Annotated in this window: 21 protein-coding genes; 15 read left to right on the forward strand and 6 right to left on the reverse strand. The window is 57.9% G+C overall.

The features are described 5' to 3' along the window. Positions 1–117 precede the first annotated feature (117 nt). From dgoD to AC1L6K_RS20010, 3 genes are all read left to right on the forward strand, one after another. Positions 118–1,266 carry a galactonate dehydratase gene (dgoD, locus tag AC1L6K_RS20000; protein ID WP_480950570.1) on the forward strand — a complete coding sequence of 383 codons (1,149 nt, stop codon included), beginning with the start codon at positions 118–120 and terminating at the stop codon, positions 1,264–1,266. Positions 1,267–1,344: 78 nt separating this feature from the next. Beyond that, positions 1,345–2,703, forward strand: a complete 1,359-nt coding sequence (locus AC1L6K_RS20005; RefSeq protein ID WP_480950571.1) for an MFS transporter — start codon at positions 1,345–1,347, stop codon at positions 2,701–2,703. Between the two features lie 74 nt (positions 2,704–2,777). Next, positions 2,778–3,710 (forward strand): 2-hydroxyacid dehydrogenase, encoded by a 933-nt coding sequence (locus AC1L6K_RS20010; RefSeq protein ID WP_480950572.1) that lies wholly within the window; start codon positions 2,778–2,780, stop codon positions 3,708–3,710. A gap of 404 nt (positions 3,711–4,114) precedes the next feature. Here the strand turns inward: AC1L6K_RS20010 and AC1L6K_RS20015 are convergent, their stop codons facing one another. Both AC1L6K_RS20015 and AC1L6K_RS20020 read right to left on the reverse strand, forming a co-directional pair. Beyond that, the gene (locus AC1L6K_RS20015; protein ID WP_480950573.1) at positions 4,115–4,963 is read right to left on the reverse strand and encodes a GIY-YIG nuclease family protein; all 849 of its coding nucleotides are present in this window, start codon (positions 4,961–4,963) and stop codon (positions 4,115–4,117) included. 1,404 nt (positions 4,964–6,367) lie between these two features. Next, positions 6,368–8,095 carry an AIPR family protein gene (locus AC1L6K_RS20020; protein WP_480950574.1) on the reverse strand — a complete coding sequence of 576 codons (1,728 nt, stop codon included), beginning with the start codon at positions 8,093–8,095 and terminating at the stop codon, positions 6,368–6,370. A gap of 364 nt (positions 8,096–8,459) precedes the next feature. On the opposite strand from AC1L6K_RS20020, the gene AC1L6K_RS20025 reads away from it, so the two are divergent. From AC1L6K_RS20025 to AC1L6K_RS20080, 12 genes are all read left to right on the forward strand, one after another. Beyond that, positions 8,460–9,179, forward strand: a complete 720-nt coding sequence (locus tag AC1L6K_RS20025) for a hypothetical protein (RefSeq protein ID WP_480950575.1) — start codon at positions 8,460–8,462, stop codon at positions 9,177–9,179. A gap of 1,406 nt (positions 9,180–10,585) precedes the next feature. Beyond that, positions 10,586–11,029, forward strand: coding sequence for a hypothetical protein (locus tag AC1L6K_RS20030; protein WP_480950576.1), 444 nt, complete (start codon positions 10,586–10,588; stop codon positions 11,027–11,029). Positions 11,030–11,479: 450 nt separating this feature from the next. After that, the gene (locus AC1L6K_RS20035; protein WP_480950577.1) at positions 11,480–11,977 is read left to right on the forward strand and encodes a hypothetical protein; all 498 of its coding nucleotides are present in this window, start codon (positions 11,480–11,482) and stop codon (positions 11,975–11,977) included. A 191-nt stretch (positions 11,978–12,168) separates the two neighbouring features. Beyond that, entirely contained in the window at positions 12,169–12,330 is a 162-nt protein-coding gene (locus AC1L6K_RS20040) for a hypothetical protein (protein WP_480950578.1), read from the forward strand. A 54-nt stretch (positions 12,331–12,384) separates the two neighbouring features. Beyond that, a complete protein-coding gene (locus AC1L6K_RS20045; RefSeq protein ID WP_480950579.1) occupies positions 12,385–12,876 on the forward strand; it encodes a GNAT family N-acetyltransferase in 492 nt (163 codons plus the stop codon). 207 nt (positions 12,877–13,083) lie between these two features. Beyond that, positions 13,084–13,299, forward strand: a complete 216-nt coding sequence (locus tag AC1L6K_RS20050; protein WP_480950580.1) for a hypothetical protein — start codon at positions 13,084–13,086, stop codon at positions 13,297–13,299. Between the two features lie 313 nt (positions 13,300–13,612). Further along, entirely contained in the window at positions 13,613–13,999 is a 387-nt protein-coding gene (locus AC1L6K_RS20055; protein ID WP_480950581.1) for a hypothetical protein, read from the forward strand. 79 nt (positions 14,000–14,078) lie between these two features. Continuing rightward, positions 14,079–14,441, forward strand: a complete 363-nt coding sequence (locus AC1L6K_RS20060) for a hypothetical protein (protein ID WP_480950582.1) — start codon at positions 14,079–14,081, stop codon at positions 14,439–14,441. Beyond that, positions 14,438–15,289 (forward strand): hypothetical protein, encoded by an 852-nt coding sequence (locus tag AC1L6K_RS20065; protein WP_480950583.1) that lies wholly within the window; start codon positions 14,438–14,440, stop codon positions 15,287–15,289. Before AC1L6K_RS20060 ends, AC1L6K_RS20065 begins: the two co-directional genes overlap by 4 nt. 660 nt (positions 15,290–15,949) lie before the next feature. Next, a complete protein-coding gene (locus tag AC1L6K_RS20070; protein ID WP_480950584.1) occupies positions 15,950–16,429 on the forward strand; it encodes an ImmA/IrrE family metallo-endopeptidase in 480 nt (159 codons plus the stop codon). Continuing rightward, entirely contained in the window at positions 16,422–16,832 is a 411-nt protein-coding gene (locus tag AC1L6K_RS20075; RefSeq protein WP_480950585.1) for a hypothetical protein, read from the forward strand. The genes AC1L6K_RS20070 and AC1L6K_RS20075 overlap by 8 nt, the downstream gene beginning before the upstream one ends. Before the next feature lie 149 nt (positions 16,833–16,981). After that, positions 16,982–17,194, forward strand: coding sequence for a helix-turn-helix domain-containing protein (locus tag AC1L6K_RS20080; protein WP_480950586.1), 213 nt, complete (start codon positions 16,982–16,984; stop codon positions 17,192–17,194). 802 nt (positions 17,195–17,996) lie between these two features. On the opposite strand, the gene AC1L6K_RS20085 is transcribed toward AC1L6K_RS20080, so the two are convergent. The 4 genes from AC1L6K_RS20085 to AC1L6K_RS20100 form a co-directional block, all read right to left on the reverse strand. Continuing rightward, positions 17,997–18,446, reverse strand: coding sequence for a hypothetical protein (locus AC1L6K_RS20085; RefSeq protein WP_480950587.1), 450 nt, complete (start codon positions 18,444–18,446; stop codon positions 17,997–17,999). 115 nt (positions 18,447–18,561) lie between these two features. Further along, positions 18,562–19,311, reverse strand: coding sequence for an ATP-binding protein (locus AC1L6K_RS20090; RefSeq protein WP_480948877.1), 750 nt, complete (start codon positions 19,309–19,311; stop codon positions 18,562–18,564). Continuing rightward, positions 19,308–20,864: an IS21 family transposase gene (gene istA / locus AC1L6K_RS20095; protein WP_480948876.1), complete on the reverse strand. Its 1,557-nt coding sequence runs from the start codon at positions 20,862–20,864 to the stop codon at positions 19,308–19,310. The genes AC1L6K_RS20090 and istA overlap by 4 nt, the downstream gene beginning before the upstream one ends. 117 nt (positions 20,865–20,981) lie before the next feature. Continuing rightward, positions 20,982–22,256: an AAA family ATPase gene (locus AC1L6K_RS20100; protein ID WP_480950588.1), complete on the reverse strand. Its 1,275-nt coding sequence runs from the start codon at positions 22,254–22,256 to the stop codon at positions 20,982–20,984. Between the last annotated feature and the right edge of the window lie 26 nt (positions 22,257–22,282).

Genomic DNA, 22,282 nt, shown 5'->3' on the forward strand with positions numbered 1-22,282 from the left:
CTATCTCCCACGTACGAATGACTAGCCCTGCGCTAGCTCACGCACGCCTGTCTGGCACGCAGTGTCGAGCATTGAACGCGTCACCCAAAACCCCGTCATTCGAAAGGCATTTCATCGATGAAGATCAAATCCATAACCACCTATGCCGTCCCTCCGCGTTGGCTCTTCGTGAAGGTGGAGACCGACACTGGCGTGGTCGGCTGGGGCGAGCCCGTGCTGGAGGGGCGTGCGGCTACTGTCGCGGCCGCCGTGGACGAGCTGGCCGACTACCTGATCGGCAAGGATCCGCGCCGCATCGAGGACCACTGGACGGTCATGTACCGCTCGGGTTTCTACCGCGGCGGCGGCATCCACATGTCCGCGTTGGCTGGACTCGATCAGGCTTTGTGGGACATCAAGGGCAAGGCACTCGGCGTACCCGTCCACGAGCTACTTGGCGGGCAGCTTCGAGATTCCATTAAGGTTTACTCGTGGATCGGCGGAGACCGGCCGGGAGAGACTGCCGCTCAGGCGCGCGACGCCGTCGAGCGAGGTTTCAGCGCCGTAAAGATGAACGGGCCGGAGGAAATGCAGTACATCGATACGTGGGACAAAGTCGAGCGTGTGGTGCACAACGTGTCCGAGATCCGCGACGCGGTGGGGCCCAATATCGGCATCGGCGTCGACTTCCACGGGCGCGTACACCGCCCCATGGCTCGCGTATTGCTCTCCGAACTGGAACAGTGCCACCTCATGTTCGTAGAGGAACCCGTCCTCTCCGAACACGTGGACGGCATCGCCGACGTGCTGCGCGCGTCCTCCACCCCGATCGCGCTAGGCGAACGCCTGTACTCGCGCTGGGACTTCCGCCACGTGCTGGAGAGCGGCGTCGTGGACATTATCCAGCCCGATTTGTCCCACGCCGGCGGCATCACGGAAGTCCGCAAAATTGCCGCCATGGCCGAGACATACGACGTCGCGTTGGCACCGCATTGCCCCTTGGGACCAATCGCTTTGGCCGCCTGCCTGGCGGTGGACGCAGTCAGCTACAACGCAGTAATCCAGGAACAAAGCCTGGGGATTCACTACAACAAATCCAACGACCTGCTCGATTACGTTACGGACCCGAGCGTGTTCGACTACGCAGACGGCATGGTCAAGATCCCATCCGGGCCCGGCCTAGGCGTAAACATCAATGAGGAATACGTCATCGAGCGCGCCGAGCAAGGTCACCGTTGGCGAAACCCGGTATGGCGTCACGCCGACGGCTCCTTCGCGGAGTGGTGATGACTTTCCCCGACCGTTTATGCCCTCACACAGTCCACCCCAAAAATATTTCATTCCCCTTCACAACGAGGTGACCCTATGAATGCAACACTCGCTCCGTCGATTCTTCGCAAACTGAACCTGAAGATCATCCCCCTAGTCATCATCTGCTACTTCATCGCCAATCTGGACAAGACAAACATCTCCATCGCGGCACTCCAAATGAACGCCGACCTAGGACTAACGGCCACCATGTACGGTGTCGGCGTCTCCGTCTTCTACATCACCTATCTAATTTTTGAGGTGCCCTCCAACCTCCTCATGACGAAGGTGGGGCCCCGCATCTGGATTGCCCGCATTATGATCTCCTGGGGCATCATCAGTTCCATGATGTTCATGGTCCAGCAGCCATGGCAGCTCTACACGCTGCGACTTCTCCTCGGTGCCGCCGAAGCTGGCTTCGCCCCGGGCATCATCTACTACCTCTCGCAATGGTTCCCGCAGGCCAACCGTGCCCGCGCAATGTCCTTCTTCTACATGGGTTCCGTTGGCGCCTCTGTGGTGGGTCTTCCTCTGGGCGGCCTGATTCTGAATATGCATGGCTTCCTGGGCATGACCGGCTGGCGCTGGCTGTTCCTGATCGAGGGCATCCCCGCCCTTATTCTGGGCGTCGTCATCCTCTTCGTGATGCGTGACACCCCGCATAAGGCGCCATGGCTCTCGCGCGCCGAAGCCGACGACCTGGTCGCCGTCCTCGAGGCCGAACGTGGTACAGCCATCATCGGCGCCCACGTCCCCTGGTACAAGGCGATCGCCAACCGGACCGTCATCGGACTTTCTGCAGTCTGGCTGTTCCAAGCGTTTTGCACCATCGGCGCCACCCTTTTCATGCCGCTGATCCTCAAAGGGCTGGTCCCGAACTCCAGCAGCGTCATGGTCGGAGTACTGTCCGCAGTGCCGTTCCTGGTCGCCTGCATCTTCATGTACTTCAACGGCCGCAGCTCCGACCGAACCGGCGAGCGTTCCAAGCACCTCTCATTTCCGCTCATCGCGGCCGGCGTCTGCATGGCATTGGCCCCGTACAGCCCGCCCGCGGTCGCCTACGTACTGCTTATTCTTGCAGTGGGCCTTACCTTCGCCCTAACTCCAGTGTTCTGGGCCGTGACGACAGAAAAGATCGTAGGCGTCGCAGCCGCAGCGTCCATCGCCGTTATCAATACCGTGGCCCAGTTTGCCGGCCTTGGCCTGCCGCCCGTCCTTGGCGCCATCAAAGACAGCACAGGAAACTACAACGGCGGCTTGCTCCTTATCGCTGTGGCGCTGATCGTCGGCGGTGTACTAGGGCGGCTAGTCACCCGCAATCACCGTTCGCACAATCACCCGACAGTCCCATCAGCTGGGTCGGCTATTTCAGGTTCACACGACAAAACACCGACAGGCGAGGTGCCTACTCGATGACCCCCAGCACTGACTCCCAGCTCTTCACGTCGAGGCGGAAGACGCCCCTTCTACAACACGCGCCCCTCCCGGACATGCTGATCAATGCGCTTGGTCAGGACCACGAGATCGTCGACTTCCACACCCTCTCTGCCGCAGATTTCACTGCGCGGGCAGAGGAGTTCGAAATCTTGATGACCAATGGTGAGGACACCGTTACGCGCGAGCGGATCCAGTCGCTACCTTCGCTCGGGCTCATCGCCAACTTCGGAGTGGGCTATGACGGTATCGATCTGCAGGCAGCACGTGAGCATGGAGTGCAGGTAAGCAATACTCCGGACGTACTGACGGACGACGTAGCCGACCTAGCCATCGGTCTCTTGTTGGCGACCTCACGTCAGATCCCGGCAGCACAGCGCTTCCTAGAGTCCGGCGCGTGGGCCGGAGGCGGCTATACCTGGACGAGCAAGGTGTCCGGGTCACGACTGGGCATCGTTGGCATGGGGCGAATCGGAGAAGCGATCGCACGAAGGGCTTTGGCTTTCGACATGCCAGTCCGGTACTTCTCCCGCCATCCCAAGCAGGAGCTCCCCCATGGCTTCGAACCATCATTGATGAAACTTGCTACGTGGGCAGATACTCTCATTGTCTGTGTCCCCGGAGGGAAAGAAACCAAAAGGCTCATCAATGCTGAAATCCTACGAGCCCTCGGCCCGCATGGCCTCCTCATCAATGTCAGTCGCGGATCAGTCGTGGATGAAGTAGAGCTCATTGAAGTGCTCCATGCGAGCGAGCTTGGCGGTGCGGGTCTCGACGTTTTCGCTGACGAGCCCCGGGTTCCCAAGGAGCTGCAGGGACTCCCAAACGTAGTACTCACTCCACATATGGCTAGCGCGACGTTGCAAACGCGAGAAGCAATGTCACAGCTCGTCGTGGAAAACGTCAGTGCATTTGTAGGCGGCCGACGTCTTGCGACGCCTGTTGACCCAATTCCGGCCACGAAGAATTCGCTGTTATTTGACCATTGATCGTGTATACCTACACAAGTGCCAATCTAACCTTGCGAGTTGCTGACCCATAGGCATCTTCCGTTGTCTGTCAGCGACTATCAAGGAGGCCGCCTCCCGCGGCGCTTCATAGTGGGTCAGGGCTGGGTTGACCCACTATTGATTCTGGTTGTCACGCAGGACTCCTTGCGCATCTGCCATCTTCTAATATGTCACCACCGAACTGTTTCATGAGCCCCGTCTCTGCAGACAGTTGCCCGGTTGGAGGTTTAGATTCTCTCTCGTTCGGTCAACCTGATCCCACGGGCCCGGGTAAATCCCGATCGAGTTGAATGCTGTGATCTCGGGTGTCCTGAGCATAGAGGAAATGGAACGTCCCCCAGCTCCAACGGGCAAGGCCGGCGGTCTTTGTGCTCGGCGGTCGATCAGTTCCTGTTGAGCCCAAACTGGCGGGTCATCAAGGCTGCCTTGTAGTGGGACTCCGCCGAGTTCACTTCCGTGGAGGGCGTGCTGGGCCCAAACACGCGCAGGAGGCTGAAGACGAAGTGACGCGCATGGTCGGTCTTCTGCTTTTTCGCCTCGCCAGGAACGCTGATGTATGCGAGCTCGCGGAGGGCTATGTTCCCGCCGTGGCCGTCCTTGGCATAGCTCGTCCATCGGCCGAGGATTCGTTCGGAACCGTCCGCCTTGCCTACGTACTGCTTGCCGTTGGTCGAGTCGGTGATGAGGTAAATCCCCTGGACCTCGGACAGTGCTGCCCGCCAGTCGGCATAGCGAGGATCATCCACCATGTCCATCAGCTGCTGGTAACTGAGCAGGACGCCGTCGAACCCAGGGAAGGGGACTTTGTCGCGGTCGGCAATCTCCAGCACGGGCATGCGCATGGCACTGGCCGCGGATGCGCTTCTATGCCAGCTTCGAGGAGTATCCCATTCGACGACCAGGCGGTCGTTCAAGGGCGAGAGGAACGGCGACGGACGCAGGTCGTAACATCGAACCTCATCAGTACGCTCTTCGATCACCTCACCATGGTTCTCGAAGGTGCCCCAGAGCCGGGAGCGCCGTTTGCCATCGGCCAGGAAGACCACCCAGTACCTCGGTGGATTTGCCGGGAAGCGACGCGCGGAGAGGTTCTGCTTTCTGGTGTAGTACAGGACTCGTTCGTCGGTCACGTCTTCGGGCCCACGCAACCCTTCCGGATCGTTCGGCTTGAAGGCGTGGCGGATCAGGTGGACGTCATCCAGCCGGACGGAAGGGTCAAAATCGGCTCCCACGCCAGCGAGAACGTGGCTGAAAGTGAGGGACGCAAAAGCTGCTGGCGCAGCAGGAGCCGGAGCATCCTGCAGAGGGTCAGCGGAAGATGAGTGAAGTTCGGGCACAGGAACACCCTATGTCACCGCCCGGGCAGGCCAGCGTCTAGACATTCGAACCGCTATTGCTTTGTGGGATAGCCAGTCTAAATTCTCCGGTCCAATGCAAGCAGAAAAACATCGCCGCAGGTCAGAGGTGCATTCGGCGCCTGACACTTACCAATAGTTTTCAACGTTTTACACCCCGCTTTACAAGCATCGGGTTGCTATTCCTTGCCACTACCCCGCATTGGCCCATGTTTTCGCGGATGATTAATGACAATGGGAGGTACTAAACACTCTCCAGTTTGCGTTGATTGTGGAGAGTTTATGGCGAGTCGGTTGCAATTCGTCTTACCCCTTCAGAAATCCATGGCGCTTGGCGTTCAAAATTGGCAGGGATGGCATCTTCGTTGTCGAGGCTCTTTCCCTCTACCTCGACTCGTTCAATACTACGTTTCTGACAGCGAGCCCCCGGAGTCTCTCCAACGCCTTATCGCGGTCATAACTCCCATTTCGCCAGGCTCGCAAAATTGCCCCGGTTACACGTATCTCAGCGATCTTCACCTCACTGTTTGGGAGTCCGTCCAGTCTGACTAATGACCGACTCAGCGCTTTCATTACCTCGACGTCTTCCCCTCTGGAGACCATCCACATCATTTCAACCTCGGCGGTTACGTAGCTAAGGTCGAATGGGTCGGGGCCAGCGAATTCAACGGCTACGGAACCGGATGTCGGAACTGGAATGGCTTTAGCCCCTCTGTGCCACTCTTTCGTTACCCGAATGTAGGCGATAATTGCGGCGTCCAGTCGGACACCATACCCAGCGTTACTGGCCCTTTTTGCTTCTTGCCGCTGCGCCCAGATAGCGGCCCCCGCACCGATTAGCGCCGAAATCAGGCTCACTCCAACTGTAATCCAATCCGGGCCGCCACCCCCGGATGCCAGTTCAAAAGGTTGCGGTGTACTCGGGGGCGTGGATAGCAGGTTCAGGATCATGGACTAACCGTAACTGCTGGAGGGAAATCCCGCACAAATTTGGTGGCGGGATTTCCCTCTCTGCTTGCCGAGTCGGCCAAAAACCTGTTCTGACATTGGCCGTTGGGGGGTCGCTTGGTCTGCAGGACAGAAGTTTACTTAGTTGACCTAGGTCGAGTGAATCTGATGGCAGCAACCTCAAACAAAAGAAAAAACATCAGTTAGTGAATAATAAGAATGTCAAAATTGTCCGAGTTCGAGCTATCGCCATATCACAAACTTTAGCTCTCCTTGCCGGTACACCAAACTGGACTTTGGTTCCATGTCCGCGTTTCTAAAATTGCCCACGGTCTAACTCCCATTACTTCCAGGCCGAGCGGCAAGCACTCGGGCCTTAAAGCCTTCCGTGAACGCTTTAGTACGGACACTGTCACGGTTCAAAACTGCTCCAGGCGTCTCTGCCTCAACGGTTGCGTCAATCAGATCTAAGAGTCCTTTTACGAGTATCTCAAGCTTTTCAGCGTCCCATACCAGTGGCAGGAGCTTGTCGCAGGATGCTTTAGATTTCCGGTCACCCTGAGGTAGTCGCCCATCTCCCAAGACATGCAATTTAATACCCATCAGGAGCTGGTAGCGGGCGGGCGCATACTCACGAGGGATGCGCTTATTGCGCAACATCCATTCAATACGATAAAATGCCGCAGAACTCGTATAGTATGCAAGAGTGTTTTGAATCGGGTTAAACAAATCAGCTTTGCGATCTTCTTTAAGCTCATTTATGTATCGTCCGGCGCGAGCAGGTTCATCCAAAAACATCGAAGCAAATGACTTCGTAGCCTGTGCTTTAGTGACTATTCGCGTGCGTTCGACTTCCAACATGTCTGCATATTGTTTTGAGCGACGCTCGTAGTAGAGCCTTTCAGCTGGTTCGAAGGTTGGGAATAACGCTTCCAAGTCTTTATGGAAATGCTCTTGTGCTGCAAGATCGTCATCTGTCACTGCTGTCTGACGATTGGTGGCCGCTGTGATTCCCGAGATTACTTCCTCATCCTGCGACTGGATCAGACGAACACTAACATGGACATCATCAGTTAGTATTTCTTTGGCGTGGAACAGCACGTGACAAGTTTGGCAGCCGTTAACAATCTGAAAGTCTTTCAACTGAAAATCGTCGCCCGCCAATGCCAGCGATCTTGAAACGATGGTTATCCCGTTGTTAAGAACTGCAAATCTATGCTGACCAACGGCATCATTCAGAGTGCTCAGGATCTCCATGTTTACAGGGTTGTAGTCTTGGAAATCCCGAACGTTATCGAAGAACACGCTCTTCCGTATGCCTCCTCCGATGTCAGTCAGCAACCTGACTAGTTCTTTGGCAGGAAGAACGCCAAGAAACGATTGAGTAACCCCCGGCATCTTGGGCAAAGTAAGGCGTTTGTCCATCGTAAAGTCCGCAGTAGCGGCTGCCGACGCTGCCTGGTAAAGATCACGCAGGCCTCTAGCTCCTATTGGTTCAACCGAAATTTTGGAAAAATAGTTGGTCTCATCGAGACGCTTGGCGGCTGCTATCGCCTTCTTGTTCAGCAGGTCGTCTCCCACGTTTCCCGTTGTGGCATAGTAAACGGCAATCTCAGGTAGATTGTGCGAGATTTTGGAGATGTCTTCAAATATTGCATCGATGGACTTCTTGAGATTCAGCACATCCTCGTTGGCAGGATATGCGACATCCTTTTCAACAAAAAGGTGACGCAAGTTATCGCCCAATTCGGTCAGCACCGCAGCCTCAAAGCTCTGGGACCGTTTCGCTTGAATCAAGATGAACTTCACATCAAGTTTCCGAGATTTGGCGACTGCTTGTTTGATATCCGCAGCATCTAGAAGCAGATCACCATTAATGAGCACTCCTGCAACATCAACGCCAAGGTCCCCACCTGCTCCTATAACAAAATCAAGTGGGCTAAAATCGTCGTCGAAGTGTGCCTTGAGAATTGCCTTGGCGACAAATGCCTCAAACTGCGTTGCCTCGTCCTGTGCCTGCAGCCCCTCTGCAACGGCAAACGTGTCAGCAAGCGACTTCACTATCCGGTCCAAAGATTTACCCCCCACTATTGTTCCCGCACGTGTGTGCGTGTTAGACAAGTATGTGTCACAATCTGCCAGAATCCTGGTTCTGGCTGTAACACCATGTATTACTCGGTCTCTGCCAGCTGCGATGCAGCATCCGGCTGATGTGCGCCGCACCTGCCCACGCCGCTCCTCCCAGGCCAGCGACACCGAAGCAACTGGTGTGCTTCTCTGGCTCCGGATCAAAACCCACGCCATCACCAACTACAGCTTGCCCGCTTGCGGCAACACACTCTTGCCTGACTGACACATCGTGGCCGAAATCGAAGACAAAGTGATTGTGCATGGATGAGGTACGGAACACGGCACAATGGAACGCATGAGAATCATGGGGGAAATCACCTGCCGCTTGTCCGAGAGCGGCGTCAAGCCAGGCATCCTTTACTGCACCGAGCCAGAGGCCTATCGGCTCGATGAATGGGCAACTTCTGGGGCGGTCATTACTGCCGTAGCAACAATAGCCCTCGCCCTGTTCGCAGTTCTGGCTTGGAAAAGTGCACAGAAGCAACTGCGGCAAATGGAGCGGGACAGCGCGGCGGCCGAGAAACGATTCGCGAAGCAGCTGCTTGCGAACAGCAATAACGAGCTTCGAAAAGACATGGATGAATCACTGTTCGGCTATCTGTCAGCTCACGCCGACATTGTCGCGGCAGCAACGGGTGAAGGCATGCCAGTCGGTATCGCTCAAACGCAAGTCAAGAAGGCCAACCTCAGGTTCCGAATGGTCTGGGCGCTACCCGGGATGGGTGGAGAGCTTACGAATTTCGACACCATCATGACAATGCTGGCAACCGCCAGACTCCAAGAGTTGGATTGGGCTGAAGGAAACCCATTCAGAGATGGCGGCGCCGAAGCTGCGCTACTTGCAGGATTCCAGAGTCTCAGCATGCACGTCTCGAATCTATTCTCCAAACGGATTGACCCACTGCAGTTCCGCCAAGCACTGGCTGAAGAGCATCTTTATATACTCAAACTGCACCAGGGCCTGTTAATCCCTGAATACGTGCAGCGCATGATGGATCGAGGAATGTTCGAATGAATGCCGCGTACGTCCGCATGATCGTCAGCTCCGCCGCCGGCAAGTACGTAAGCGGCCGAGTTATCAACGACTCAAGAGGAATACACTCGGCGCGTCCAGTGCCTCGCGACTTGCAACGGCTACGCGGTAGCTTGAATCTTGACTACTGAGAAGAGTTCCCCAGTCGTTGCCATCCTCGCTTACACACTTGCGCAGGTCGCGGAAATGTTGAAGGGACCGGTTTCCTCGATCCGCACCCATTGCCGCACCCAAGCACTTAAGGCGCCTACAAGACGGGCGCGGCATGTCCCGCCCGCAGCGATTGAACATTACCAGCGCGCACAGCCCCGGCAGTGAGGTACAGCAGGGCTTTGTACTGCCCACCGGAAACCATCAGCTGTGACCGAAATTGACCGGAATCGGCAATGGGTAATTGACCGTTAGCAGGTCATAACACGTAAAAACTCAATGAATCAAAGACAGGATGGGGTCGCTACTGGCGACCCCATCCTCATTTCCACCGCTTACCCACCACAAACACCCAAAATTGCCGCCGAACGGAAGCGCGGAAGTACCGCCTTTCACGTTCCTGTTGGCGGCCAGTTAAAACTGCCCACTCGCGGCCAATAGGACTTCTACGGTTTTGGGCTCCATGGCCATGTTCGGTGCCCACTGGCGGCCACGTCAAATGGCCGGAATCCGCTGGAGATGTCCAGGCAACCAGTACTCGCGACGGCTCTGATGGGCAGGCGGCCTTCGGTACATCCAGGACCTGTGGTCACCACTACTTCAAGCGCTAACCTCTGCAAAGATCGATGGCTCTTCAGACGGGTTCGAGCGAGAACGGCAACGCGTTTTCATCGCTCCCCATCACCCTGCCCGCGCGAACGACTTGCTCATCACCTGCGACCACCATTCTCACCGTCGGCGCCCCAGAATCACAGGGAACACCGGCCCATAAGGCCCCCCAGTGCCAGTGAAATCATTCAGCCCTTCGGCGCCGACTCCATGGCCAGATCAATCCATGACGACGTTCCCACGGCCCTCGCATAAGTCGCCGCGGCCGATGGGCGCAATCGACCCAAGCCTCCCTACCAATCAGCCCGAGCTGGTGAGCGAGGACCCTTCAGGAGCCACGCACATCGACTTCTGAGCGACTCATGCTTGGCAAAACAGAACTAGCCCGAAATCGATAAAATTCAACTCCGGCCCGTGCCCACTGGCGGCCACCACTATTGGCCACACGTGGGCACACAGAATGGCCGCCAGTGGGCAGTTCCACCTGTCCGCTAACACGTTCCCGAGAGACTGAACATGGCCGGCCTCACATGGGGCCCGGCCGGGTTAGGCTCCCGGCGCCGTACCTCAATCCGGCGCCGGGAACTGACGGGCACACAAACACAAACCCCACCGGGGAGGCACAGAACATGACCACTGACGACGACATCGTACGGGCGCTCAACGGCGAACCTTCCCGTGTGAAGACGGCCAGGAACAACCGCCTAGTTGAAGCGCTCACAGGCCAACCAGTCACACGCACACCCGCTCGAGGCGAGATGCAAGTGCAGGAACGCGGCGACGGATTCGAAGCAACCAAGACATGGGCCGCCAAAGGCAAAGCAGACGCAGCCGTGAAGGCGCTAACCGAAGCGCTCATGCGTGCCGACAAGTCCAAGGGCATCTACGCCGCGGAGAACGAAGCCCGGGCCGTTGCCGATGAAGCCTACGAAAACGCGGCCAAGAAGACAACCTACGAGGATGAGCGACAGGAAGCGGTATTCGAAGCCGCCCTCAAGCGAACCATCATCGAGCAAGGCGCACCCACAGCAACAACCTTTGTGCGCGCCAGCGGGACGGTTACAAAGCTGTGAGCATCATGGCGGCCGCGCTCGGCCTCGGCGGAAAGATCCACCCACTCATGGGCCCCATCTTCAGCGGACGGCCCAGCTCAGTAGGGATCGGTGACACCTGCAGCATGTGCGTAGGTGACACGCTCGCCGCCGCTGACTCAGCAATCCGGGACAGCAACGGCCGCACAGTGTTCGTTTGCCTGCCTCATGAGCTACTACTTCACCGAGCTTTCGACGCCGACAAGGCCGGGCGCACCGGATTGGACGAGTACGAGGCCGAGATCCTCGGAGAGATCCTGTACGCAGCCACCCGCCCAGGATGGATGCCGCTACCCATTTACGAGGCACTGACTCGACGGGCCGAACGAAAAGCTCGCCTCCTCGCAATAGTCAGCATCGTCCCCAAAGCGCGGCCCCTACTTGACGCCCGCATCGCCACCCCCGCACCGACTGACTTAGGACCACCACATCATGGGAATTCTTTCAACCAGCGCTGAACGCGCACAGAGCAACGTCGCCAAGGCCGAGGCCACCGTTTCCGAATGGCAGGCCAAAGCGGCAACAGCCCGGGCAGAAGCCGCCGCACTCGACGCAACCGCCGGCGCCGCGATCCTTGCCGACGAGACCGCCGCCGAACGTGTCACTCTGCAGGTGCAGACCCTCGAGCGGAAGGCCCGCGCTTACGACCAGGCAGCGACCGAAGCCGGGAAGAACTTGCGCACGGCACGCCTGGCGGTCCTCACCGCCGAAGCCGACACCCTCGACAAGGAAGCGGACGGGATCCGCAAGCGAGCCGAAAAGCAGGAGGGCGCCGTAGAGAAGCTCTTGTCGCAGCTCGAGGAACTGGACGAGGGCAAATGGGAGCGTTCGGAAATCGCCGCAGAATCCACCCAGAGCACGAAAGTTTGGCACGCCGGAAAGGCACAGGCCATCCGGTTGGAAAGCCTCGCGATACAGACCCGGGCCTAGTGCATCCGATACTGGCTAACCAACGGCGTACTTCCCGCAGACTTGCGCGACCTGAATAAAGAATTTGGACCAACCCATGACGTCGTCAGCTATGACTTCATGAGCTACCGCCTGGACCGCTACAGCGACCCGATCACGGACAGCCTGCGCGCCGCCGTAGACTCCGGGCTTACCGTCCATGGCGCGTAACTATGGCGCCTATTGATCCGTCCGTTTGGAACACCTCCCCGGAGGGTATCGACGAGATCGTCAAAGACATCGACGAAGGACTCCTAGACGCCGAACCCCAATACCGCGACTTCCTCCTCAACGTCGCCAAAGGGCTACGCGGAGAGGCCGTAGAGGGGTTCTAGGCGAGCTCTGGTCCGTTGCATCATTTGACCTTCCAATTGCTGGATACTTGAGGGATGGAAATCCGAGAAGCAACGCGTGCAGACTATCCGGCGATTGGGAATCTCATTCGCGAGTGGGCGCCCGAGGTAGGCAACAGATACCTCCACAGCCAACGGCGCCTCTCTGAACAAGACTTAGTCGCGGAGCAGGACGGGTTCATTGTTGGGTGGATTTCAGGGATGCACACGTCCGCCGCATGGTCATTGGTAGCGGAATACGAAAGTCAGCCTGAAGGGTGGAAGTGTTCGTTCATCGTGAGAATGTTCGTGGCTGAAAACTCTAGATACGATGGCGTTGGTGAAAGTCTGCTTGAAGCGTTCTATGCCGATGCTCGAACGTGGGGAAACAACCTGGTGCTTTTGCAAATGGATGAGACTGGCGACGTGGAACGACTGCGACGCTTCTATCTCAAACGCCGGTTCTACTTCATGGATCCCTCGCAAGAGTTCGCCGGAAGGGAACCTTGGATCCTTGGACGTGTACTAAGCCGGTCAGCCCTGAACTAGTTACGACTAACGTGCCAATCACGGCCCGCACTGCGTCAATGTGGTGGGTAAGCGGTGGATTTGGGAGAGCATGCAGAATTGTGTACGCACCCTTTCCCTTTGGTTCCGGCCTAGCGCAGCCTCTTGCACCCCAGATTGTTGTCTTATCGGTCGCATTGTGACGGCCCGGCTTCCGGCGATGTCGTTGCCTCGTGGTTGACTCATCGCATGACTATTCCCAAGACCAAAGCAAGCAAACTCCCGGGCGACGCACTCATCGGGTTCGGGCCAGTGATCGCGGGACTCGGCCTTGTCACGGCGTTTCTGACGGCTGGGAACGCCGGCGGCCTGGCGCTGGTCCTGTCGCTGACGATTGGCGGGCTTCTCTTGGTGGTCATCGGCTATCTGAAACGCATATCTGTAGCTCTCGCCACCAAGCAGTAGCCGGACTGGTGTTTCCGACCCGCGGAAGCACGGAAGTACCGGCCACGCCGTGGACGCCAGACTTGACCAATGGCCATCACCCCGGAAACCCTGAAACTGTCCGCCGAGGCTCGAAAGAAACTCCTCGGCATAACTGACGCCCAGACCAAGGCGCTCGCGAATGCCTGGGTGACCGTCTGGGACGGGCTCGCACCGGAGCTTGAGGCAGCAATGCTGGACGTGTTCTTGGATGCCAAGAGCGGGAGAGTCTCCCGAGCTGCCGCCCTACAGCTGGCACGCCAGCGGCTCGTGGAGCTCGCAGACAGTTGTTGGTGTGACTGTTGGCCCAGACCTGCCCACGGTGGCAGTCGACGGCCGCACCGCACAAGCCGCCATGATTGGTCCCCAACTGCCGGCCGACAAGATCGGTATCGGGTTCGACTCGTTCGCAGCCGCACCCGTCGACGCTATGGTCGCCAGGACGTTGACGCAGATCCACAAGCACACCCGGCCGCTGGTCGACGATGTCGTGCGCATGATGAAGTCTGAACTGGTGCGCGGTATCACCCCTTGGCAACAACCCACGCAAAACTGGGCAGCGGATGATTTCCCGAGCAAAGGGACGTTTCGCTGGCGGGTTATTCCGGGCTGTGATGTTTGCCCGGAACGAAACCCTAGACATGCATCGCGCAGGGGCTCTGCTGGCCGACACGGCGAATAAGGACATCTTGCAGGGTTGGCGGTGGCAAGCGTCCCTTTCTGGCCGCACGTGCCCGTCCTGCCTCGCCAACCACGACACCATGCACCCGCCCGAGGAACCCGGGCCGATCGACCACCACCAGGGCCGCTGCGCCCGCGTGCCCGTCACCAAGACGTGGAAAGAACTCGGGTTCGATATTGAGGAGCCGGCAGACACGTTCCCTGACGCCCGGGCATGGTTCGACAACCTCGACGAGCCGTCACAGCTTGCCATCATGGGTAAAGGCCGCCTCGAGCTCCTCAACGCCGACAAGATCCAGTGGGCCGACCTGACCACGAGGACAACCAACGGGCAATGGCGGGACTCTATGACCAACACTCCACTGGCCACACTCAAAAAGCAGGCAGCGCGAGAAGCACGAGAGGCCGCATACGAGGTGCTGGTTGCAAGGAACCGGGCATGAGCGGCACGCCCTGTAGCGGGTGCGGCGCTGCCCTGGCCGCCGGCTGGTTCCTATGCCATGAAGACACCCTTGACCTTGAGTTCCAGCTGCGCCGCGTCTTTGACGTGTACGGCAATGTGCAGGCTACGTTGCAGCGCCGCGACGTCGGCACCAAATCACTTGGCAGCAAGGGCGGTACAGCATCCTCTGTCGAGCCCGTGAATCTGTCGGTCCTCGATGACGTCGTGACGTTGCAAGCTGTCGTCACCGGTTGGGCGGCACAGATCCCGACGGCGCGCCCGACCTCACGGGAACCGCACCACATCGCCGCGTGGATGCTGCGCCCTGAAACCATTGCGCTCATACGCCGGCAAACATGGGCGTACGACTTGGCTCTTGAACTCGCTGACGCCCTCCACCCGCTCGCCAGGGCCGCGGATCATTCACAGGAGAAGGTCGACCTCGGCCCCTGCCCTAACGGGTGCGGAGGGAACCTGAAAGCCGTTGCCGGCGCACGCTGGGCAACATGCACCGAATGCCGGGAACGATTCGAAACTGCCGAGCAGAAGCAGTGGATGATCAGCGAAGCCTGGCACGTCACCGCACCACTCCCACAGATCGTGCGAGCCCTTCATGCACTGCAGGTCTATGTCACTCCCAAGGATGCTGAGAACTGGGCCTCGCGTCGAAAGCTCATCGCCTGCATCGCTGACGATGGCACCAAAACGTATCAGCTCAAGCAGGTTCATACGGTACATCAAGCCATGGTGGCCAAGCGCGAAGCAGCAAAGGAACGAGCCGCGGGCCCGGGCAGCACTCAAGAAAGCGGCCTGAAAACGAGCATTCCGGTGGGTAGGCGGTGGATATGAAGGGGGTCGCTAGTAGCGACCCCATAGGAGGCCAATGAACACAATGGAATCCGCCCAACGGGCCTGAGAACGAACTGTTAGCAGAGCAGGCTTCCGGTACTTGGGCAAGGCGTTTCTTGTGTCTGGAGCGGGGCTCACATGCTGCGGCGCCAGACAGCCATGGCCCCACCCTAAAGGACGACGGCGGACTTTGTCAGTGCCTCGGCGTATCGTGCACGGCATGGAAAGTGCGGAAGTAGTAATCGTGGGCGGCGTGCCGGTGTCGTTCATCCGGGATGGCCGGACGTGGCATGTGGGTGCTGAGCCAGCGCGCTGGTACGAGCGGCAGCCATGGTGGACGACAGCGGCCCGGGCGCCCAAAGGAGGCTCGCTGCGTATCGATGTTGTGGTGTGGCAAGTCCAAGCCAGAATCGGCAGGAATCCCAGAACACCACTCGTCACCTTCGAGCTGGTACTCGGGCAGGACAGGGCAACATGGACGTGTCGGTCCATGGATGCTGTAGCGGCGTAACGTGGCATAGCGCTGTGATGCGTGACGCAATCGTGGCGCAGCTTAGGCAAGCCTACCTAAGTTAGAGCATGGCAAAGGTTAGACTATTTGCACAGCCTGTGGATAAGCAATCCACAGGCTGTGGATAACCAATATGGAAAGGAGGGGTAATGCTAGTCAAAGAAGCGGCTCGTAACGCGGCCGAAGAAACCCTGAATAACTATTGGGATGGCGAGTTCCCCGTTGATCCTGTAGCGATCGCGAGGGCCAAGAACCTTGATGTCAGATTTGCTGTTCTGAAGGATGGAGTCTCTGGGGCGATCGTTGCAGAGACCGGCAAGACTCCCATCATTCTTGTGGATAGTACCGAGAACTATGGTCGGCAGATGTTCACTACGGCTCACGAAATTGGCCACTATGTGGAGCGTGAAAAGGCTGGCGATACCGAGTACTCGTTTGTTGAGACGCGGAGTCGCAAGTACGATCTGCGTGAGTTCTATGCAGATGAATTTGCAGGAAACCTGCTGATGCCTGAGGCGGCGTTCCGAAACAAATACAAGGAAACTGGTTCACAGTTCCTAACCGCTTCACACTTTGCCGTCTCGGTCCAAGCAGTTAAGAAGCGCCTCGAAAGGCTTCGGATTGCCTGACGATAGGGCCGCCCTCGCGGCCCTATCTGCTGACGGGCTGCAAGGTGATGTCACCCGCGATTATAGTGTCGAGGATCTAGTGTCGGGGGCGGACTCCGCGCCAAGCGATGCCGACCTGGAGTCCTATCAGCTTGAGCTTCAAAGAGCCGAACTAGCTCGCCTTACGCAGATGTCCACACTCCGCAGTAAGTTCTTCTGGCTCGCCACTATTCTGGCTGCTGCCGTCATCCTGGCCAGCACGGCCGGCGTGGGGTACTACGTGATCACTTCTGGTAAAGACACTGAACCTGCCGTACTGATCACCTGGATGACCGCAGTAGTAGTCGAGCTGCTTGGAATCTTGAAGATCATGGCACTGTACTTGTTCCCTAATGGCAGCTCCAAGAGCTCATCTGATAGTTAAACACAAGTAGGCCCCCACCCGGTGATGAAGGGTGGGGGCCTTACTTATGTGTGGTCAGAACCGAGGGTAGACCGCAAACTCAGGAAAGGTGTGCCTGACACTTCGCCGAACTCAGAATGAACCAGCTTGGAAACGGACTAGTTTGAAGTATGACCACAGAGAAGACAGCCTCAGGTATGACCGTCCGCGCTTACACGCCCGACCAGGTGACCGAGATGTTGCAGGAAAAGGTGGAGGCCATCAACCGTCACTGCCGAACCCAGGCGTTGAAGGGCGCTTACAAGACGGGCGGCAGGACTTCATCGTGGCGGATCCCGCCGGCGGCGATTGATCATTATCAGCGCATGGCGCCGCGGCAGTAGCCGGTTCAGGCTCTCACTGTGTCGCCCACCGTTTACCCACCGGAAACAGTCAGTAATGACCAGAAATGACCGGTAGGCGAATCGCCACGGACGTCCACTCGAGCCCGTAATCTAGGCACCAATCGGCAATGACCAACAGTGACCGGAAACAGCAATTGCTAATCTCTTGGCCGCCGGTCCGATTCCGCCCCGGGGCACAAAAGGGCCTCTGACCTGCGGTTATACCCCGCAGAGCCGAGGCCATTTGGGGCCAACTCCCCTTTTACTCCCCCAATACGTCAGAATTTTCCACCGGTTCCCCTCCCTTTTCCTGCAGGAGGGACTCCCCCTTTTCGCGTCCATGGGCGCAATGCGTGCGAGATTCCGCGGGTTTGGAACTCCACGACGCTTGAGGGTTGACGCGGATAAGTATTGAACCTCCGATCGCCTTAGTCCCGTGACGGAACACCGTCCGTTAGCCAAGAACTTCCATTGAGACTGCACGCAGTCCGGGGTCGCGCGGCAGATTCGATCTTCTAGCCCTCGTAATTCGGCAATACTGGCATGAATCATCAGCCCCAACGATGTGCTGAAGCACGTCCATTCCAAAGCGGTTCAGGCAAGGTAGCGCTTGATTTCCGATAGCTTAGAGCGTTGCGACAGTGTCTTCAATTCGGCCTCAATACAGCACACGGCTGATTGTTGTCCCTCCAGAATCCATACACGCCTTGAGAACGGCTAGCCGTCGACTACCAAGCCTGTGGTCAGTGAGACTGCAACGCATGGGTCACAAGGTCGTCACAGAGATTCAGCGCGGGTGCTTCTAACTATTTTGTCGGTAGGCATTCTTACGGGAATTGAAGTCCTTTGCCCAGTCTCGGGCCATTGTTACCCTATCCATCATGTCAGCGGGAGTAGGGAGAGACACTTGGCTACCTGCACCCGTGGAATGAACATAGTAGGAATTAACATCCATGCCGTTATCTATCGCTCCCACATCAGCCTGGGTGACTACTACCAGGCTGGAAAGCATGCCTGTCCTGATGGCAGGTTGATTTCGTGCAACCACGCCACCAATCATGATTTCCTCAACCGCATACTCCCAGGCGTTACGGAGGTCGGTGGCAAACCTTACGCAATCATTGGCATAAGCAGTCATGTCCATGTCAGCCCCGCTGTAATGCTTACGTGCAACGGGTATCACTTCATGCTCAAGCTTGGCGAGAAGGTTCTTGAAGCCCTGAGTTGGCGTGCCAGTTCCCGCAACTTGCAACCCTGAGTATTTGAGGCTTTGAGCACCACCTGATCGTGCGGTTCAGCACCACAGTTCGTGTGAGAGAGCGCCAGTGGTGGTGTGGCTGGGAACCACTGACGCCCTCCGTCATGGATTACGAGTCGGCCTGTGCGGTGTGCTCCCTCATGTTGTAGGTGCCGGTCTCGACCCAGATCGTGTTGTGGATGATCCTGTCCATGATGGCGTCCGCGTGAACACCGGAGCCGAGGCGCTGGTGCCAGTCTTTCTGCGAATACTGGGTGCAGAACACGGTTGACGTTTCGCCGTAGCGGCGCTCCATCAGCTCCAGCAACATGCCGCGCATCGATTCCGTCGGCCGATCCAGCAACCACTCATCAACGACGAGCAACGTGAACGCGGCGTACTTGCGCAGGAACTTCCCGGACCCGCCGGGGCTGTCTTGCGCGGCGACCCAGGCCTCCTCCAGGTCGGGCATGCGGACGTAGTGGGCTCTGATGCGGTGTTCGCAGGCGCGTTTGGCCAGAGCGCATCCCAGATACGATTTCCCCGAGCCGGTGAATCCTTGGAAGACAACGTTCTGCTGTCGGGCCACGAAGGAACATGTGCCGAGCTGGGTCAGGAGTTCTCGGTTGAGGCTGCGCTCCTGGAGCAGATCAATGCGGCGCAGGTCAGCGTTTGGGTAACGCAGCCCCGCCCGCCGGATCAGACCCTCGACCTTGGAGTGAGTAAAGGTGGAATAGGCGTCATCGACGACTAACCGCACCCGCTCTTCGAACGGTATGCCGATGCTGAGCGTCTCGTCCTGACTGTCAATCGCGGCCAAGAGTTCACCGGCGTTCATTTCACGCAGCTTGCGTTTGGTCTCCCCGTCCAGCCGGCTCATCGGGTGCCGCCAGCGTAGTAGGCGCTGCCGCGGACGTATCCGCCGTCCTCAGCCTCAGACTCATCGGGGACGTGCCCCGTTTTATCTTGCCCGGTGTCAAGGATTGGCCGCAGGTGTGCGTAACGAGGAGAGCGGATTGGCCCGCGCAACGCCAGCACACAGGCCGCTTCGACCCGGGCCGGGGAGAACCGGCGAGAGAGGCGTAGCACCGCCAACGCCGGGTCAAAGCCAGCCTCCTCGATCGAGGCCGCTTCGAAGATCTTGCCGATCACCGTCACCGTAGCCGGGCCCATCCGGGCTGCCCAGTCATCGATCCGGTCCCGGTCCCAAGCCTGCCAACTGCGCCCCTCAGGCAAGTCCGCGTCGTTGCTCTGATACTGATTGACCGTGCTTGCCGGCAGCAGCAGGTGGCTTGTCAGACGCTCATCACTGCGATAAACCTCCAGCATCGTGTCCGTCACGCGAAGGTCAACATGGGCGCCGATATGGCCAAAGGGCACGGAGTAGAAGTTCTTCGCCCAGACCACGTGAGCGTTGTTGTTCACCTTGCGCTTATAGATCCACGTGCTGATCTCGAACGGAGCTGCCGGTAGCGGTTGCATCAGCGGCAGCTCCTCGGTGGTGAACACACTGAGCCGGGACCCGGGGCGTTTCTGGAACGGCTGCCGATTATAGGCATCGATCTTCTCCCGGATCCGGGTGCGCAACTGCGCCAACGACGTGAACTGCTCGTGCCTAAGCCCCGCGATAACCCAGGTCGCAACATGTGAAACCGTGTTTTCGACGCTCGCCTTATCTTTTGGTGCCCGAACTCTGCCCGGCAGTACCGCGGCCGAATAGTGCGCCGCCATTTCTCGGTAGGCGTCGTTGAGAACGACCTCGCCCTCACGGGGGTGGGAGATCACCCCGGTCTTCAGATTGTCGGGAACCAGGCGTGGAACGCTGCCACCGAAGAAGGCGAACATCGATGCATGTGCACGCAGCCAGGACCCCTGGCGCATATCCAGGCTCGCTTCCACGAACGCGTACCGGCTGAACGGCAGGCAAGCGACGAACAAATACACTTTCGAGAGCTCACCGGTGCTCGGATCCAGCAGTTGCATCGTGGGTCCGGACCAGTCCACCTCGATGCTGCGGGCAGCCTTGTGACCAACCCGGGACGATGCTCCAGTCACGGCCGCGTGCTCACCATAAAGCCGACAGAACCTGTCGTAGCTCATGACCGCTTGCCCCGCGCGAGAAGTCTCGTCGACATACTCCTGATGCAAAAGCTTCAACGTCACCCCAACCCGCGCCAGCTCGGTGTGTACCCGAGCCCAGTCTGGCTGCGCGAACACGCTTTCCCGGACCCCGCGGCCGGGAAACAACGCCGTGTATACCTCGGCCTCCGACAGCTCGGCGACGTCATCCCAACCAAGTCCTGCCAGCTGCGCCGCATCCAGGACAGCCTGAATGCTGTGCCGGGATATCTTGTGAGCGGACTCAATCGCTCTACGCGACAGGTTTTGATTACGTAGCTGCAACACCAGCTTCGCTTTGATCTTCCGTACCATTACCAGTACTCCTTCCACCACGTGGCCATCACATGGTGGAAGGAGCCTTGCAGGTGGTGCTCAACCACACCAATGGTGGTGTTCAACCACACCGGCCGCACTGCCGAGCGATGGCGCTTACCCGCACCACAGGCGGAGCCCACAGAAGCCAATATTCAACCCAGCCCCCTCTTCTGGATGCCTTGTCAGTTCAACGTAGTTCGCTTCAACCTTGGTCGGGTTGGCAATTTGTGCCAGTGCCTGCCGGCGGATGTCCTTTTCCACGCCTTCATGCCACAGTGCTCCCACAAAAGACACATTGTGGGTAAAAATAATGACCTGTCGATGATGGGCTTCTTCAACCAGCCGTACGGCGATTTTGGTCTGAAAGTCATGGTCAAGGCTCGTCATGGGGTCGTCAAAAATGATCGCTGAGCCATCATCGCTACTGGTGACATCAGCAAGAAACGCTGCAACCGTAACCGCACGGAGTTCTCCCTCACTGAGAACTCCGTTAGCCCTTTCGGTGGCACTGATTGCACCGTCCACATTGAAGCCGATGGTGTTGATGCCACGGTCGACAGACTGAACCAGCTTCACCCGCAGACGGGCTTCACTCTCGGGAGCATTCTGTGACAAGTTTTCCATCATGCGGAGGTTGGCTGTGAAGTCAGTGGCAATGCGTTCAATGTAGTCCTTCACCAAGGACTTGGACTTGAGGGAAAGCCCCCGAGTCGCCGTTTCAGCCCCCACCTTTTCCAAGGCACCGATGTAAATAAGACGGTTGTGGTGGTCTCGCAAGACTTCAAGCGAACCAGCAACCTTGGAGCGTTCTTGCAGTTCCAACAGCCGTGTTTCCTTACCGGCAATGTCAGAGCCATCCTCGGTCTCGCCCTGGATAGCCTTCACCGTGTCGTCGAAACCCTTGGCTATCGTCTCAAACAGGCTGTCAGTCTCTTCCAACTCGCCAGCAACTGTCGGATGAATTAGGACGCTTGGGTTAACTGCTTCATCGTCAAGGAACGGTGCTGTGATTTCGTCAATGAGCTCGCTACTTACAAGCAGACCCGTTGTTGGTGTTTCAAGCAGTCGGTTGACCAGGGCAAGGTTGGCACGGAACTTGGTGATGTCTTCCTGATGGTCTGCTTCCAAGACTGTCAACATGTCCGCATTGATGTTGTCACTAGATACGGCAGTCCTGATGCCGGCAATGATAGCCGTCATCTGCCGTGTCAGCCGTTGCTTTTCTGCGTCCAGATCCTTTGCCATCGCAGTCTTAAAATTGTTTAGACGGTCATGTGCTTCTGGCGTGAGTGTCTGGTGGCAGAGTAGGCAAAATTCACTGTCGTCAGAGGGGAAGCCATCTGTGAGCTCTTGCTCTTCCCGTGCGAATTCTTGAGCTGCATCCCACATGGACTTCCATTTTGGGCTAAGCCTTG

The organism is Specibacter sp. BI4 (genome assembly GCF_056680095.1).